Source organism: Flavitalea plasmicola (assembly GCF_030546645.1).
Classification (GTDB): Bacteria; Bacteroidota; Bacteroidia; order Chitinophagales; family Chitinophagaceae; genus Puia.
Genome location: NZ_JAUOTO010000004.1, coordinates 444,310 through 459,167, shown reverse-complemented (window position 1 = coordinate 459,167; position 14,858 = coordinate 444,310). Strand labels below are relative to the sequence as shown.

The 14,858-nt window shown below is 46.7% G+C and carries 16 protein-coding genes; 7 read left to right on the top strand and 9 right to left on the bottom strand.

The window, feature by feature from the left end:
• Nucleotides 1-154: 154 nt before the first annotated feature.
• Nucleotides 155-484: a nucleotide pyrophosphohydrolase gene (locus Q4E93_RS16065; protein ID WP_303586873.1), complete on the top strand. Its 330-nt coding sequence runs from the start codon at nucleotides 155-157 to the stop codon at nucleotides 482-484.
• Complete coding sequence (locus Q4E93_RS16060; protein WP_303586871.1) at nucleotides 481-2,187, top strand: DUF2075 domain-containing protein; 1,707 nt, start codon at nucleotides 481-483, stop codon at nucleotides 2,185-2,187. Before Q4E93_RS16065 ends, Q4E93_RS16060 begins: the two co-directional genes overlap by 4 nt.
• A gap of 315 nt (nucleotides 2,188-2,502) precedes the next feature.
• Here Q4E93_RS16060 and Q4E93_RS16055 read toward each other — a convergent pair whose 3' ends face one another.
• The 3 genes from Q4E93_RS16055 to istA are packed head-to-tail and all read right to left on the bottom strand — an operon-like array spanning nucleotide 2,503 to nucleotide 4,231.
• The gene (locus Q4E93_RS16055) at nucleotides 2,503-2,682 is read right to left on the bottom strand and encodes a P-loop NTPase family protein (protein ID WP_303586869.1); all 180 of its coding nucleotides are present in this window, start codon (nucleotides 2,680-2,682) and stop codon (nucleotides 2,503-2,505) included.
• A gap of 12 nt (nucleotides 2,683-2,694) precedes the next feature.
• Complete coding sequence (locus Q4E93_RS16050; RefSeq protein WP_411162128.1) at nucleotides 2,695-3,315, bottom strand: Mu transposase domain-containing protein; 621 nt, start codon at nucleotides 3,313-3,315, stop codon at nucleotides 2,695-2,697.
• A complete protein-coding gene (gene istA / locus Q4E93_RS16045) occupies nucleotides 3,227-4,231 on the bottom strand; it encodes an IS21 family transposase (RefSeq protein WP_303586864.1) in 1,005 nt (334 codons plus the stop codon). The genes Q4E93_RS16050 and istA overlap by 89 nt, the downstream gene beginning before the upstream one ends.
• A 424-nt stretch (nucleotides 4,232-4,655) precedes the next feature.
• On the opposite strand from istA, the gene Q4E93_RS16040 reads away from it, so the two are divergent.
• The 4 genes from Q4E93_RS16040 (at nucleotide 4,656) to Q4E93_RS16025 (ending at nucleotide 7,654) form a co-directional block, all read left to right on the top strand.
• Nucleotides 4,656-5,654, top strand: a complete 999-nt coding sequence (locus Q4E93_RS16040) for a type IV toxin-antitoxin system AbiEi family antitoxin (RefSeq protein WP_303586862.1) — start codon at nucleotides 4,656-4,658, stop codon at nucleotides 5,652-5,654.
• 127 nt (nucleotides 5,655-5,781) lie between these two features.
• Nucleotides 5,782-6,309 (top strand): 3'-5' exonuclease, encoded by a 528-nt coding sequence (locus Q4E93_RS16035; RefSeq protein WP_303586859.1) that lies wholly within the window; start codon nucleotides 5,782-5,784, stop codon nucleotides 6,307-6,309.
• A 111-nt stretch (nucleotides 6,310-6,420) separates the two neighbouring features.
• Nucleotides 6,421-6,975 carry a DUF2199 domain-containing protein gene (locus tag Q4E93_RS16030; protein ID WP_303586857.1) on the top strand — a complete coding sequence of 185 codons (555 nt, stop codon included), beginning with the start codon at nucleotides 6,421-6,423 and terminating at the stop codon, nucleotides 6,973-6,975.
• A gap of 109 nt (nucleotides 6,976-7,084) precedes the next feature.
• Complete coding sequence (locus Q4E93_RS16025; RefSeq protein WP_303586855.1) at nucleotides 7,085-7,654, top strand: Crp/Fnr family transcriptional regulator; 570 nt, start codon at nucleotides 7,085-7,087, stop codon at nucleotides 7,652-7,654.
• A gap of 2 nt (nucleotides 7,655-7,656) precedes the next feature.
• Here the strand turns inward: Q4E93_RS16025 and Q4E93_RS16020 are convergent, their stop codons facing one another.
• Nucleotides 7,657-8,142, bottom strand: coding sequence for a hypothetical protein (locus tag Q4E93_RS16020; protein WP_303586854.1), 486 nt, complete (start codon nucleotides 8,140-8,142; stop codon nucleotides 7,657-7,659).
• 150 nt (nucleotides 8,143-8,292) lie between these two features.
• Here Q4E93_RS16020 and Q4E93_RS16015 point away from each other — a divergent pair, with 150 nt between their 5' ends.
• Nucleotides 8,293-9,303: a hypothetical protein gene (locus Q4E93_RS16015; protein WP_303586853.1), complete on the top strand. Its 1,011-nt coding sequence runs from the start codon at nucleotides 8,293-8,295 to the stop codon at nucleotides 9,301-9,303.
• Here the strand turns inward: Q4E93_RS16015 and Q4E93_RS16010 are convergent, their stop codons facing one another.
• The 5 genes from Q4E93_RS16010 to Q4E93_RS15990 all read right to left on the bottom strand — a co-directional run bounded on the left by Q4E93_RS16010 (nucleotide 9,304) and on the right by Q4E93_RS15990 (nucleotide 14,724).
• Nucleotides 9,304-9,984, bottom strand: a complete 681-nt coding sequence (locus tag Q4E93_RS16010; protein ID WP_303586851.1) for a hypothetical protein — start codon at nucleotides 9,982-9,984, stop codon at nucleotides 9,304-9,306.
• A gap of 34 nt (nucleotides 9,985-10,018) precedes the next feature.
• Nucleotides 10,019-10,897, bottom strand: coding sequence for a relaxase/mobilization nuclease domain-containing protein (locus Q4E93_RS16005; RefSeq protein ID WP_303586849.1), 879 nt, complete (start codon nucleotides 10,895-10,897; stop codon nucleotides 10,019-10,021).
• Nucleotides 10,887-11,228: a plasmid mobilization protein gene (locus tag Q4E93_RS16000; protein ID WP_303586847.1), complete on the bottom strand. Its 342-nt coding sequence runs from the start codon at nucleotides 11,226-11,228 to the stop codon at nucleotides 10,887-10,889. The genes Q4E93_RS16005 and Q4E93_RS16000 overlap by 11 nt, the downstream gene beginning before the upstream one ends.
• A gap of 203 nt (nucleotides 11,229-11,431) precedes the next feature.
• A complete protein-coding gene (locus Q4E93_RS15995; protein WP_303586846.1) occupies nucleotides 11,432-12,646 on the bottom strand; it encodes a hypothetical protein in 1,215 nt (404 codons plus the stop codon).
• A gap of 32 nt (nucleotides 12,647-12,678) precedes the next feature.
• Nucleotides 12,679-14,724: a glycosyl hydrolase family 18 protein gene (locus tag Q4E93_RS15990; protein WP_303586845.1), complete on the bottom strand. Its 2,046-nt coding sequence runs from the start codon at nucleotides 14,722-14,724 to the stop codon at nucleotides 12,679-12,681.
• Nucleotides 14,725-14,858: the final 134 nt, after the last annotated feature.

The following is a 14,858-nucleotide window of genomic DNA, read 5'->3' as shown; positions in this document are numbered from 1 at the left end:
TTACCCATTGGGCGGCTGCGATCGTTGCAATCCTGAAATAAAAATTCCTTGTTTAAAAAAATGTCAATGCCCAGATTAAAACATAACTTTATTATTGACATGTTCTTAAACATAATACTGTAAGTCATACCGTTAGCACACAATTGACCGACCAATGAATGATATCAAATTCATAACCGAATCCCTCCTCCAATTCCGCAACGACAGGGACTGGGAGCAATTCCACAATCCAAAGGACCTTGCTCTCGCCATCAACGTGGAAGCCGGAGAACTACTGGAACTATTCCTTTGGAAGGCAGCAGATGAAGCCAATCCGGAAAAAGTTAAGGAAGAACTTGCCGACGTCCTGACTTTCGCATTCCTGTTAGCTGAAAAGTACGGCTTCGACATCAAACAGATCATGATGGATAAGATGTCAAAAAATGCCGAAAAATACCCCGTTGACAAGGCCAAAGGCACGGCTAGGAAATACAACGAATTATGATTGCCGGCAAAGAGTTTAATATCGACCGGATCTCCTTCGATAATGATGTTGTAAAAGCGCTTTCCGAACAATGGTATGCTCAGGAATTTTGGCCCATCGTCTATCTGTTAAGTGAAACAGCCTCTAAGAACAAATATGCATATGTTGGCGAGACGACCGACATAGTAACGCGTTTTTATCATCACAATAACCATTCGGAAAAGAAAAAGCTTAGTGACGCCTATATCATTACTAGTAATAAATTTAACAAGTCTGCAACGCTTGACCTGGAAGCAAACCTTATTAAATATCTGTCCGGAGATGGAAGATATAAACTTTTGAATGCAAACCTTGGACTGGCTAATCACAATTATTTTCAAAAGGACGAAGTATATGCTGCAATTTTTCGATCCATATGGAGCAATCTGATAAAATTAAAAATAGCTCAACATCCACTTGAATCCATCGATAATTCGGACCTTTTCAAATATTCTCCTTACAAATCTCTAAGCAGCGATCAGGTCGATGCTTTATTGGTCATTCTGGATTCACTTCTGAATGATGAATATCGAAACGTATTTATCGAGGGGGGCGCCGGTACAGGCAAATCCATCTTAGCCGTTTTTTTGTTCAAACTGCTAAATACACCTATAGAAGATTTTAGTTTTATAGACTTTGGGCCTGCAGATACGGAGATCTTCTCGCTGGTGACTAAGCTAAAAAGGAAATATCCAAATCCAAAAATGGCCCTGATAATTCCGATGTCTTCATTTCGAAAAACTGTACAAAAGATTTTCGGCTATGTAAAAGGGCTTAGGTCGGATATGGTTATAGGCCCAGCTGATCTTGCCCACCGACGATACGACTTTGTTTTGGTTGACGAATCACACCGTTTGCGGCAGCGAGTCAATTTGGGAGCCTATTTTGGCGTTTTTGATCAAGTCAGTGCTAAGCTTGGTCTAAATAACAAGGTAAACAATGAACTTGATTGGGTTATAAAACAATCTGACAAGACTGTACTTTTTTACGATGAAGACCAATCAATTAAGCCCTCTGATGTTCCAATTGAAGCCTTTGACCTCCTTAAAAATAAAGATCGGACGCAAACCAGATTTTTGGATTCACAATTCCGTGTAAGAGGAGGGATCAGGTATGTCCGTTTTATTAAGCAGTTACTTTCCGCGAGGATACCGAAAGACGACGAAAACTTCAGCTTTAAGAATTATGAGTTTTTCCTTTTCCATGACCTGCAGAAACTTATTACGCAGATCAAAAAGAAGAATGAACAATATGAATTGGCAAGAATGGTGGCAGGTTATGCTTGGCCTTGGATTTCCCGTCACAATCGCAATGCATACGACATTCAGCTGCAAGGCATAAAATTAAAATGGAATAGTGTGAGTATCGACTGGGTCCATTCAACCAATGCAATTAATGAAGTGGGTTGTATCCATACTACCCAAGGTTATGATCTTAACTACACGGGTATCATCTTTGGGCCTGAGATTGCGTATGACAAGGCAAATAAGGAAATTATCATACATAAAGACAACTACCATGACCGTAATGGCAAGAACAATGTTAAAAATAGCGACCAACTAAAAAACTATATTCTGCATATATATAAAACATTAATGTTGCGAGGCATTAGAGGTACTTATATATTTGTGTGTGATGAAGCCCTCCGCGAATACTTTGCACAATCTATGGTAAGCATTAAATAACCTATCCTTTTTATTACGCCCGATTTGCCGATAAATAATACCAACTTTCTCAGAACTATCTCCCAACTTTACACCGAACTCATACCGGACTTTATACCGAACCCCTGGCCAATAATGAGCATGTTCTTCTTCAACAACTCCAATACGGTCGAGTGTGATTCAAAATAATCAACAATATATAAAACATGAGCCACATCGTAGTCGACGTCGAAGCAGACGGACCAATCCCACACAAATATTCCATGGTTTGCTTTGGCGCCGTCATCGTAGAACCCCGCCTGTCAAAAACCTTCTATGGCAAGGTCAGGCCAATCGCTAAAGATTGGCCGTTTTCTCGTTGCTGCGGGCCAGTTGTTCGGATCCGATAAGATGGGCCAGCAGTTCATGACCTTCCAGTTGCTGATCCATGGGCAGTTCCAGTTGGGATTTGTAGGACTCATACATGCCATGTAGGCGGAGCTGTTGCATTTGCTCGAGTGTTTGGGTTGTATTCATGATGATGATTTTTTATTGGTAATGGTCTTTCCCGCGGATATTGTCATGGGATGGCAGCGGTCTATCCTCCACCCGGGCAGGCTGCTTGTCCAACCCTGCCTCCAGGATATTTTTGATCATCGTGTAATTGATCCGGCTGCCCTGTAAAGCGCGGCTGCAAGCCGCCTCCAGCCGGTCGCGACCATACTTTTTTTGCAGCATTAGCATGCCGAAGCAGGCTTTATAGTTTTGCTCGATATATATGCTCTTCTCCCACATCAGCGTAGCTGCCTGAACGGTGGCCGTTCCGATCCGGGCTGCCTGCGCCAGCAAGTCTTCCCGATTAAACCCTTTGATCTGCTGCATCCGCTGATGATGTGGCGGCATATGTTCGGCGAGCGTGGTATAAGCCTTATTGTGCGACTTGCGTACGTGCAGGGCAATACGTTCGCCTTCCAGGTAGACTTCCACCACCCGCTGATCATAGAACACCTTGACCTTTTTGCCCACATGCTGGTAGGGGACGCTATAATAGCGGTGATCTTCGGAGAGCTGAACATGGTAATTACGCTGAACTGTGAGCTGTACCGTTTTTTTGAGTGCAAAGGGTTTCCGTGGGAAGCAGTTTGAGCAGCGACCGCTCTTGCTGCTCATAAAAATACCAGCGGCTGTAAGGGGTATTCTTGTAAGGCTTGTTATTGAGCAGGATTAACTGCTCCTGCATAGCAGCATTGAGCGCCTCCAGGCTGTTAAACTCCCGGTTCCGCAGCGGCGCGTAGACATGGTTATAGATGATGTTAACGGCTCGTTCCACCATCGCTTTGTCTCTGGGACTATATGGACGGGTGGCACTGAAGGTGGTGCCGTAATGGTCGCTGAGCTGGTTGCATAGATCGGTAAAGACAGGTTCATACCGATCGGGTCGGATAACGGTAGTCCTCAGGTTATCGCAAAGAATGGTGATGGTCACACCAGCGTAAAACCGCAGCATGGCGTTGATGCAGCGGATAAAATCAGCGGTTCGCCGGGACGCGACCGCCAAACAGAAGATCAGGCCGCTAAAGGGAAGGATGGCCACAAATACTTCGCACGAGGTCTGTTCACCGGTAGTCGGATCCCGGTAGTGCTGTTTTTTACCCGCAAAATCGATCATGATCGTATCGGAAGGCTCATACTCCAAATGCATCAACAGATCCCGGTTCTTCAGATATTGCTGTAAGTGATAACAATACCGGTTGTAACTGTATCCATCCGGGTGTTGCTCCAGGTATTCCTGCCATAGCAACTGCCTGGTAACTCCTGTTTTTGACAACTCCTTCCCGGCATTGGCAAGATGAACGGTAATTTGCCTCAGTCTTTCTGCTTCAAACTCCAATAAATCATTGTCATAAGCCTGTTCAGCCAAATCGCCTTCCGAGGTACTTTCCTCCGTTCTCAACCGGGAAAGGTACTTGCGCGCGGTGTTGCGGTCAATGCCTACACGTCGGGCTATCTCGCGGATCGCTATTCCATCCTTGTGAAGTTGAAGAACCTGTTTTAATTGTTCCATTGCTATGGGCTTTTGTGCCATGCTCCTCGATTTTTTGGGAGCAAAGGACTGCAAAAGGCCCTTACTGTCTGCCTCTTATGGATGGGTGATCATGCAGGAATGACAGACGAACTGCCCCCCACACCCTGGGTCAACATGCAGGAATGACACCTATACAGGGTGGGTGAACATCCATGAATAGTGGGTGAGCATAATCAGGAATGGTGGGTGAACATGCGCAGGAATCTACATCTGGCTACAATCTCACATAAATAGTTAAATTATAACTACTTATGCTTCCTATAATAGTTGAGACTGATAATATTAGACCAAGCGTTCATTAATATTACATGTTCACTTTTAGTGAACACCCCATTTTAGTGAACAAAAATTGTAAAATTTTCCTCCACGTCTTAAAAATGTTCACTATTTTTACATGTTCACTGTCCGTGAACAGAATAAAATAATGAACGAAAAAGACATCATACAACTTGCTATAGCCCGCCTAAACGACCAGGAAGGAATTAAAGCCATTTTTACGGCAGGCAATCGCCCTGTGGTCGATGGAGAAATTGACCTGCGTCATAAGGATAAAAAGGTAAAAACTTACGTGGAGATAAAAAAGGAGCTACGCCCCTATCAGCTTCCTGAGATCCTTGAAAAATTTAAACATCGTCACCCGCTGATGGTGGTAGCCGAAAAAATCTACCCGGCATTAAAGCAGGAATTAAGAAATAAAGGGATTGCCTATCTGGATACTGCAGGTAATATTTATATTGAGCAAAATGGAACTATTATATGGCTGGAAGGAAATAAGCCAACCAAGCATGAAAAACCAGCAACAAACAGGGCCTTTACAAAAACAGGGCTTAAAACAGTATTCTATTTGCTCTTGCACAAAGAAGCGATCAATCTTCCCTATCGTAAATTAGCTGAAACCACAGAGACAGCGCTAGGTAACATAAAGAATATCATCGAAGGTTTACGTGATGCGGGTTATGTGCTCCAGATGGATGAAAAAAATCTACTTCTTCAAAATAAAAAGGCATTATTGGAGAGGTGGATCACCGGTTATCGGGAAACGCTCAAACCAGCATTACATCTAGGTACTTTCAGGTTTCTTCGTCCCGAAAAATTCGGTAATCTTGAGGCCATTGAAGGCCCAAACCAAGAAACGATATGGGGTGGAGAGCCAGCCGCAGAAGAAATGACTAAGTATCTGCATCCTCAGGTCTACACCTTATATACGACTGTACCTAAAATAGACCTAATGGTAAAGGCAAAGCTAATACCCGATGAAAATGGAAACGTGGAGATATATGAAAAGTTCTGGAAAGATGACATTAAGAATAAATATGCTCCCCCGCTCCTGGTATATGCAGATCTGGTCATCACTGATGATCCCAGAAATTTAGAAACGGCAGAAATGATTTATGATAAATACCTGAAAAATGAATTTGAATAGCGTTAGGGAGGGGGAACTAAAAGAGGTATTTGATGCACTCGAAGAAGCCTTCAGGAAATTAGAAATAGACTATTATCTGATTGGCGCTATTGCTCGTGACATCTGGTAATTTCCAACATATTTAAACATGAGCTACATCGTAGTAGACGTCGAAGCAGACGGGCCAATCCCACACAAATATTCCATGGTTTGCTTTGGCGCCGTCATCGTAGAACCCCGCCTGTCAAAAACTTTCTATGGCCAGGTCAGGCCTATAGCCACTGACTGGATACCAGAAGCCCTGGCCGTCAGCGGGTTCACCAGGCAAGACCATGAAAACTTTGATGACCCAAAAATCGTCATGGAACAATTTGAAACCTGGCTCCGGGAAAACTCCGTCGGCACCCCCATTTTTATCAGCGACAACCTGGCCTTTGACTGGCAATGGATCAATTATTACTTCCACTATTTCCTCGGGAAAAACCCCTTCGGCTTTTCCGGTCGCCGGATCGGTGACTTATACTGCGGGATGAAAATGGACGCCCGGCTAAACAGGGAATGGAAAAAGCTTTACCGCCAGACCAGCCATGATCATCATCCAGTGAATGATGCCAAAGGAAATGCGGAAGCCTTGCTCGCTATGAAAGAAATGGGTCTAAAAATATCACTCGATTAAATTAACTGCCCTGTTATAATTGAAGAATTTCAGCATCCGACCATTTAATTATCGCGGGGATATAGGTACCTTACCAAACCACTTTTTTTATCCAAAACCATCCCGACTGACATGAAATTATTTCAATTTTTCAACCCCAAAAGAAACAAATTTTCTTACAAATGTCCATGCTGCGGCCAAGTTTACGATGAAATGCCTCTGTGCTTTGGTGGCGAATATCCAGACTATTATTTTTCGGTGCCGCCTGAAGAACGGGCAACCCGTATTGAATTGACAGAAAGCCTATGCGTAGTTGACGAGGAGCATTTCTTCCACCGGGGACGAATCACCATCCCCATTCATGACCATAGCGAAGACCTCATATTTAATGTTTGGACCTCTATCAGCAAAGAAAATTTTGCTATCCGCAACTCCATGTGGAATGATCCGGAAAGGGTGCACAACAAACCTTATTTTGGCTGGCTGCAAACGTTAGTACCAACCTACGGAAATACCCTCAACCTCAAAACACAGGCCCGGGAGCAGGAAATCGGGCTCATCCCCTCCATTGAAATAATCGAAGAGAACCATCCCTTGACACTCGATCAAAGAAATGGGATCAGCCTTGTGACCGCCACCAAAAAGGTGGAGGCAATCCTGAGGGAATACCATAATCCGGACAACTAATTGCCTTATCTTTCTTTCTATAGCTCCCATGCTTTTTTGATTTGTCAATTTCTCATCCACCCAAACCCTTCATTTCTTATCTTTGCCCATCGACATTAAACCTTTATCCATGGAAGAAATTATAGCAAAATTTTCCATCTTCTTTCCTTTGAGCGACGACCTTATCAATTACCTGCTGTCTGTAGTCGAAGCTTTCGACCTGCGCAAAAAAGATTATCTGCTGAAATATGGACAGACCTGCAATTATATGTACTACTTGCAATCAGGCCTCCTCCGGTGCTATTATCTCGACGGGGAAGGTAAGGAGACATCCACCTGGTTCATGCGCGAAGGCAATTTCGTCACAGCCGTAAATAGCTACTTCACCGGGCAACCGACCCGTGAGCCGATACATGCCGTGGAAGATTGTCAGTTGTTCGGCATTCACAGAGATCACCTGGATTATGCTTACCTAAATTTTAAGGAATTCAATTTCCCTGGCCGGAAATTAACCGAAAAATATTATGTCCTTGCAGACGAACGCGCAAATTTACTCAGGAGATTGTCCGCAAGTGAATTATATCTCCATCTCAAAGAAAACGAACCATGGATGTTCCAACGGGTCGAGGAACAGGACATAGCCTCTTATATGGGCATCGACAAGTCGACTCTCAACCGGATAAAAAAACAGTACGAATAATCTCACCTACCCTTCATGACCTCCGTAATAAGGGTGTCAAAGATTTCGCTGCCCCCTATATAATAATCAAACTGTAAAGCAAGATAAATGATCCTTATCTCCATACCCTCGTCCAGGGTTACTGGGTGTAACACGTTGCTTTCATACCTAAATGCATCATCGTCTTCCTGCAATGTCCCGCAATGCACACAGGTACTACCCCATATTTCCTGCTGCAGTCCTTTCGAACGTACAAACTTAAAAAAAGGGTAATCGCTTTGCAGGGATGCCGATATTCTATCATCCAGATACGTAACGTCCGTAAAGGTAATGGGAAGCCCTTGCCACCTTCGCCAGGTTACCATGTCCCCCTTTTCAAAGGTGGCCCTTTGCACGACATGTTTGATCTTATCTGGTATCACCCAGGTTACCCCGTCGGGCAACAAGAGTCCGCCCAGTTTCTTTACCTTTGCCGCCTCCTCGGGCAGCACATCAATTATTATTGGCATATAAAAAGTTTTAAAAATAAAAAAACTTAGTCCTAATCTACCCCATTAGATCCTATAGACAAATTGACATTTATCAATTCCAGGCACCGGGGCTTTTCTTTATTTTTCACCTGTTAAACGAAACTTCAAGTAAAATTTAAACCTTTCCTCATGGTCGACTTAACGCTCTTCCATCAAGTCCCCGATGGAAACTATCGGACAAAAGACAAACTAAACAGCCGCTCCGGTCGCGCAGCATGCTATTTTTTTGAATGGACCGGCTGGTACAACCAGAACATAGCCCAAAGACTCCTGGGTCATTATCGCCTCTTTCAGATTTACAAAAAAGACCCGGACAATACCTCCAGGGACATCAACCTGGTGCAGGCGTACGTACTTCAATACCGTTCGAGCCACTTCGTTAAATATTCCCTTTCCCGGCTAATATCCCTTATTTACAGGATCTTCACCCTGGGCCGCCCCTACCTTCCCGTGGAAACCGAGACCTTCAATCGCTCCCTCATCAATGAATACGCAGACATTTTGCACACCTTTCTCACCGACGCAGAAAATGATTTTACCAGCGCCTTCCGGAATGCAATGAAAAGGCTAGACAATGTCAACCCCAACAATCCGTCCGGTCAGTCCAAAGAACTATCTCGACCATTCCAGATCCAGGTCCGGCCCACGTTCATCCAAATTCAAAGCGATCTTCATGTCAACAACACTTTCAACATCCAGCGGAACGACTTCCATACCCACAATAACTACGAGAATGATTACTCGTCCCACACTCATATCAATAATTCTCCCGAAGCCAAAGAAGGCGCAAAAGGAAAAGAAAAGGACGTCCTGTCAAAGAAACAGGTGCTGATCTTATTCGACCTCCTTTCCGAATCAGCAGATCTGGAAAAGATTGACCTAAGGAAACCAAATAAGTATGACGACTACGCAACCCTCCTTCATGCTATCACCGGCAAGTCCAAAGCTTCCTGGAAAGAAGTGTTAAATGATTTCAAAACAAAAGACCTGTATGAATTCCATACCCCCGGCGAGCTAAACCAACTGATTGTCACCATTATTAACCTTGCCGATTTTATCCGAAAAGCCGGCTTCCATTCTGTGGCGGCAGCGGCCGACAAAAAGATCATAGAACTTGAAAGACAAAAAAGGAATGAGTAACTACCTCACCCGTTCCTGGTTAATAAGATTCTTTATTTTCTCGTTTGTCTCCTCCGCCTTCTGCATATTCCTTGCCAGTTGGTCCCTCCGCTCCTCTTCACCCTGTACTTCATTGATGAACTGGTCCGGATTATTGCGGTACCGCTTCTCTGCACGATCCACCAACTGCCAGACAGCCGTGTCCCGGCTAAAGCGTACGTAACGCCACTTGTAATCCCCTGCCCGATAATCATCCACCCGCTGCCATTGTCTCACCGCGACGGCGACGGAAGACGTCGTAATGAACAACATACCAAGAATGACCACGATAGGCCACCCCACATAATGCCGGTAATGCACCGTCTTATCCAACGGTTTCTCGAAAAGCCTTCCATGCTTCTCCAACTGCAGCTGCAGCGTCTCGATTTTGTCCGTCGGAATATCCAACCTTTCTCCAATCTTGTGAACTTCCTCCCGGACTTCCCCGTTTTTCCTGACCAATTCCTCCATCTGCTTTTCCTGGACCAAAGACCGCTCGTTCATTGAGCCCATCACATCCTGCTGATCCGCCAGTTTCTTCAACTGTGCCGTGTTTTCCTGCATAGCGCTTCCCAGATCGATAACCTTACCGATCAACGCCTTTAAGATCTCATCTTCGAAAGGAGCCGGAGCCCCATTTGTTTGTTTTACAAACTCACCCATAGATTGCTGTTTTATGGTTATTAAATGTTGGCAATTACAATCCCAGGCTGTGTCCCTGCGAATGCCGATGCCAGTGTTCATGACTTTGCTCTTGCCGCTGTTGCTGTTCCAGTCTTTCCACCTCCCGCTGACGATCCTGCTCCTCCTTTATCAAATGGAGCCGCTGTTGCAACACCTGCTCCTGCTGCAGACTGAGCGTTTGCTGAAGGCCCTTTAATGTATAAGCCGGGTCAATCCTATAGCCGCCAAAAGCCGTCCTTTCCAGACGGAAACTTACTCCCTGTCGTTCTCCGGTTGCCGGGTCCTGCCTGTATCGCATACTGATCCCCTCTGATAAAAGGCGCTTTTCCAGGTCCTCCATCCTGTAACAACCCGGCAAATGATGTTGAATAGCCTGGTAAATACGATACCGAATGGCGTCCGGCTCCCGCAGCGCCTCCATATTAGTGAGATGGAGGTTTTTCCCCTGCTCCTGCTGCAGGTGGTATTCACGGGTCAATTCCTGTGCGGCTTTTATGCCCCTTTCAATAATGAGCCCCTTCCCTATGATCTGACCCTGATTATCAATCCGGTTAGCCACAATATGCATATGTAAATGCTGTTTGTCGGTATGCTTTATGACGGCGTATTGCGTATCGCGCATCTCTATTTTCTGCAGGTACTCCCGGGCGATCTCAACCATTTTCTCATGACTTAGCTCCTCGCCACGGGGAAAGGTCAGCGCAGCATGGAACACCGGCTTCTCCTTTTCCGGCCAGAATTGGTGCTGCACCTCAAAGTCCTCGGCCATACTTTTATAGTCGTGCCCTCTGACCCCTTCCACACAAAGGACCTCCGACCTGCTCAGATCCTGGCAGACATATTGGCAGGTTTCCTTGAATGTCTTACCCGTGATAAATACTTTACTTAGCATCGCTCAGTTGTTTTATCACTTCATCGATCATTTGCCGGTATTGCTGGAAATGCAACACCGCCGAAGTAGCCCCTTCCTGGCGGCCTATGATCACCAATTGATGCAGGTCATTCGAAATACCTACCATTTTCTTAAAAATCTCCCGTTCTTCCGGCGTCCATCGGGCCTTTATCTCGCTATAAATGGCTGCCTGCCGCAAATAATCGGACATATTCACATGAGCCTTGGCAGCCCTATGCTGAATAATAAAATGTTGTGCATTTGTTACAAAGAATCCCAGAAACTTCTCCTGCTTAATGGCCTTCTTGGGCCTTCCGGTAATTTTGGACATAATATTATCCGAACGCTTTAGTCACGCCCGGACAACAAAAGAAATAAATAAACAGGCTGATGTCAGGTCAGGTCGACCTGGAAAGATCAAAGAATTGGAAATCACCCTATAAAGCGTATTGAATGTCGCGGCCTCCAGGTAATTTAGGCCGGCAGGAAGCGTCCCCATCGGGATCGCGATTATTGAATCCAGGCAGACGCGCGTTACCCATTATACAATTTCCACGCCCCATAGGCCATCCCATACAACCCGACAGTCGTCACAAAATGCGACGCAGCCACCCTATATTCATTAGAACTCACGCCAATTCCTTCCATCAACGCAGAACCTCCGCTCGTATAGAACAAATTCGCAGCAAAAGCCTCAAAATCACCTGCTCTCGCATATCCAAACTTGTCGGAGAACGTCGGTTTATACTTCCCCGCCCCTGTTATCGGGTCCGCATCTGTCCGCGTAGATGTTCCATGCGGCCCTTGCTGTACACCATAAACCGCATAATTAAACGCATCCTTGGCATGCTGGAACTTCACCCCCCACCCCGTATTCGGATTGAATGGATTTCTTTCAGGCTGGAAATACATAAATGGTCGCTCTTTCCGATCCATGATTTTTCCAAACAAAACGGTAGGCAGATAAACCCCGGTCGTACCATACTGCTCCCCGACAACCATAGTGAAACCACTGGCAAACAGCGTACCACTATAATGTGACGACTGCCTTTTCTGGGCGCCAAGGCCTATGAGCCTATTGAATACATTTTGATTAAATGGAACTCTCACCTGCCCCCCATTCGCAACTTCGTCAAAGTTAGCTGGCCCAAGCGCCGCGAAAATCCAGTTGAGCAGTTTTATCTCATTCGCGCCAATTCCTGGCGGCACCGGAGTTTGTGCGCCGGCAATCCCGGGATTAAGAACGGGGTGGGCAGCAGTGAGTTCTGCCAGATTCATACGCATCCGATCGGCAATAACGTTGACATGTCCTTGTTGCGCAGGATCTTTCCCGGTCCACCAGTCGCCAATGCCACTACCAACAGCAGACCCCAGTTTCATACCAACTGATGCACCATGTAAAGTGCTGCTGGAATATCCGGCAATGGCATTCGTTGCAGCACCGAAAGCGCCCCAAGTTAACGCGCTTGTAAGGCCACCATGCTGATATCCTTTCACCGCATCGGCAGCCCCCCCGGTAATAGCGCTGGCCGTTGCACTCAGGGCTCCATAAGTGTAGCCGGCTGCAGCGCCGGCTAATCCGCCCAGGGCGCCTCCAATTGCCGTTCCCCACCATCTGCCATCTTCATTCAGCTGCACAACAGGCATTGCCCGCCTTTGCGCCTGCCTTACTGCTTTCCGTTGTTTGGGTGAGTTATTGGCGACGGCCCTGCTTTTTTCTGCCCGGGTTTTATCAGCGTACGTATGCATATTTTTTCTATTATTGAATGTAAGAGATCCTTCTACGGAATATCATTCTTCTTGATCAGCGGAAAGACAAGGAACCGCGTGATCAACACGCCAATAACAATACCCGTGAAGATGACGACAAACAAGGTCCCCAGCGGAAAATCAAAACAATCGGCCGGGCTGTCGCTGACCCCGAAAAACATCATGCTTGTATCCAGGAAAAAGTACATGAACGCAATGATCGTCAGAAGGATGAACTGGACGATCAGCAGTGCGGCCAGGGACTTCGTCCATTTCCACCCGTCTCCCACCCGCCTGAGCTTTGAGATAAAAAGCACGACTCCCCCGAGGAAAAGCAGGGCAAGTGCGAGGCTCAGTCTACCCAGCACGGCAGCCTCTTCCTTCCGGATCTCCGCACGGTTATTATTTTTTAAACCCGCCTGCTCCCATTTTCTCACCAGCACTTTGGGGAATTTCGGTTCGCAGGGATAAGCGAAAATAAAAGCATACTGTTCCAGCTTGGCCCCGATATAGGCCCAGGACCATTGCCAGTCGTCCAGCACTTTTGGCTTTGGATGCAGTGTCTTCAGTTCAGATGCCATCGTATCTACCCGTGCAAATCTCGAGGCAAGGACGTCCCATAGTTCTCCATAGCCTTCATCATATCCCAATGCCTGTATGGCAATACCACCCAGGTGCTGTTGCAGGATGAGATCATATTTGGCCGCCAGCGTCTTCTCATCTTCGTACCAGATCCGCTCTGTCACCACGCCATTCCTGTTTTTTATGTCCAGGCGTTGGGTGGCGCTGAGTGGATCATAAAGGGGCAGTTGCTGATACCTGGGGTCCGAACAAAGATCCTTGTAGGTTATATACTCCGGCGGGTCTTTGTCGGGTTTTACTTTCCACCTGACACCATAATAAGGGAGACAGACGATCAGTTTGGAAGGAGGGATCTCCATATTGAGGATGCGGGAGATACTGGTTTTCAGATCGTCATTGTGGACACCAGCGAGCGGGAACAATGGCCCGGGGGCCTTGGGCTGGTATTGCGTAAAGTCCAGCAGGAACTGGTCCGCATAGACGTTCAATGTCGCAAGGTCGTAGGCATCTTCCGCATCGTAGGCAGGGACCCGGATGCCCAGCCGGTAAGACCTGTCCCTGGTCTTCAGCGCTTCTGCCAGCTGGATAATAAAGGAGGTGAAGGCGGCGCGCGACCCTCCCGGTAATTTGTCGAACATGATCTGCACGCCATCCGCATGGCGGAGGCGCAGCGCAGCGACAACACCGGCGATCAACACCTGCTGCGCAGGCTTTCTCTCCAGCAGGTCTGTAATGTTCTTTTCATTTTTGCTTTGGACACATAAGCTGATCCTGCATCCCCTTGCCCGGGCAGAGTCGATCACAGCGCTGGTATTCCATCCATTGAAGCTCGTGAGGTCCCCCGTGGAGCCTTTGAACCCTACGGCATACCATGAGAGCTCATTTATCAGCCGGAGGTAAGCGTCTATATTCGGTTGTCCCTCCGGGTAAGGGAACAGCCCGATCACCGTCGCCTGCGTGCGCACGCTGAACCGGCGGATCTCGCTCAGCGAGTCGCTGATCTTCACCGTGTCGGTCAGTGGATCTTTTCTGAAAAGAAGAGACCGGACAGATCGCAGGTGTTCCTCCTCTTTGGGGTCGGTGGCGGCGATCACCTGGTTGACCAGGTCTTGTATCTGCTGATCATCCACCGGCGGATCCACGCTGCTGGAAGGCCTGCGGACAATGTCTTCCGGAACGCTCGTGTCAACAGCAGTTGCCATGCTGTCTAATCGCAGTTTTAGTAAATCGATGGCGTTGAGCACGTCCCGGACACTTTGTTCCTGTAGCGTACTTATACTTGTCCTGTTCACCGTATTCACCGAATCGAGTACGCGCACGGTAGCCTGAAGAGAGTCCTTCAATCCGCTGCGTGCAATGATATTCAATACTCTGGCCTGCTCGCGCGCCCTCGCATTCTTACGGAACTGCAGGGCTTGCAGAAGTTTTTTCAACAGCCCGACCTTGGGTGCAGGCGTCGAATCTGCCGCATACACCGGCATGTTGACGAAAATCAAATTTTTGGTAAAAGGGAAACCCGATGACGCACACCGGCAAAGATTATTTGCATGTAGTGTGTATGCAAAAAGAAAGAGAAATGATAAGGTTAATTGCTTATGCATATCAAACGATCGGCCCGACGAATGTATCA

Bases quoted from the DNA above. Each gene is read 5' to 3' on its own strand.
- Q4E93_RS16065 (WP_303586873.1), top strand. From the start codon at position 155: ATGAATGATATCAAATTCATAACCGAATCCCTCCTCCAATTCCGCAAC.
- Q4E93_RS16060 (WP_303586871.1), top strand. From the start codon at position 481: ATGATTGCCGGCAAAGAGTTTAATATCGACCGGATCTCCTTCGATAAT.
- Q4E93_RS16055 (WP_303586869.1), bottom strand. From the start codon at position 2,682: ATGAATACAACCCAAACACTCGAGCAAATGCAACAGCTCCGCCTACAT.
- Q4E93_RS16050 (WP_411162128.1), bottom strand. From the start codon at position 3,315: ATGAGCAGCAAGAGCGGTCGCTGCTCAAACTGCTTCCCACGGAAACCC.
- istA (WP_303586864.1), bottom strand. From the start codon at position 4,231: ATGGCACAAAAGCCCATAGCAATGGAACAATTAAAACAGGTTCTTCAA.
- Q4E93_RS16040 (WP_303586862.1), top strand. From the start codon at position 4,656: ATGAACGAAAAAGACATCATACAACTTGCTATAGCCCGCCTAAACGAC.
- Q4E93_RS16035 (WP_303586859.1), top strand. From the start codon at position 5,782: ATGAGCTACATCGTAGTAGACGTCGAAGCAGACGGGCCAATCCCACAC.
- Q4E93_RS16030 (WP_303586857.1), top strand. From the start codon at position 6,421: ATGAAATTATTTCAATTTTTCAACCCCAAAAGAAACAAATTTTCTTAC.
- Q4E93_RS16025 (WP_303586855.1), top strand. From the start codon at position 7,085: ATGGAAGAAATTATAGCAAAATTTTCCATCTTCTTTCCTTTGAGCGAC.
- Q4E93_RS16020 (WP_303586854.1), bottom strand. From the start codon at position 8,142: ATGCCAATAATAATTGATGTGCTGCCCGAGGAGGCGGCAAAGGTAAAG.
- Q4E93_RS16015 (WP_303586853.1), top strand. From the start codon at position 8,293: ATGGTCGACTTAACGCTCTTCCATCAAGTCCCCGATGGAAACTATCGG.
- Q4E93_RS16010 (WP_303586851.1), bottom strand. From the start codon at position 9,984: ATGGGTGAGTTTGTAAAACAAACAAATGGGGCTCCGGCTCCTTTCGAA.
- Q4E93_RS16005 (WP_303586849.1), bottom strand. From the start codon at position 10,897: ATGCTAAGTAAAGTATTTATCACGGGTAAGACATTCAAGGAAACCTGC.
- Q4E93_RS16000 (WP_303586847.1), bottom strand. From the start codon at position 11,228: ATGTCCAAAATTACCGGAAGGCCCAAGAAGGCCATTAAGCAGGAGAAG.
- Q4E93_RS15995 (WP_303586846.1), bottom strand. From the start codon at position 12,646: ATGCATACGTACGCTGATAAAACCCGGGCAGAAAAAAGCAGGGCCGTC.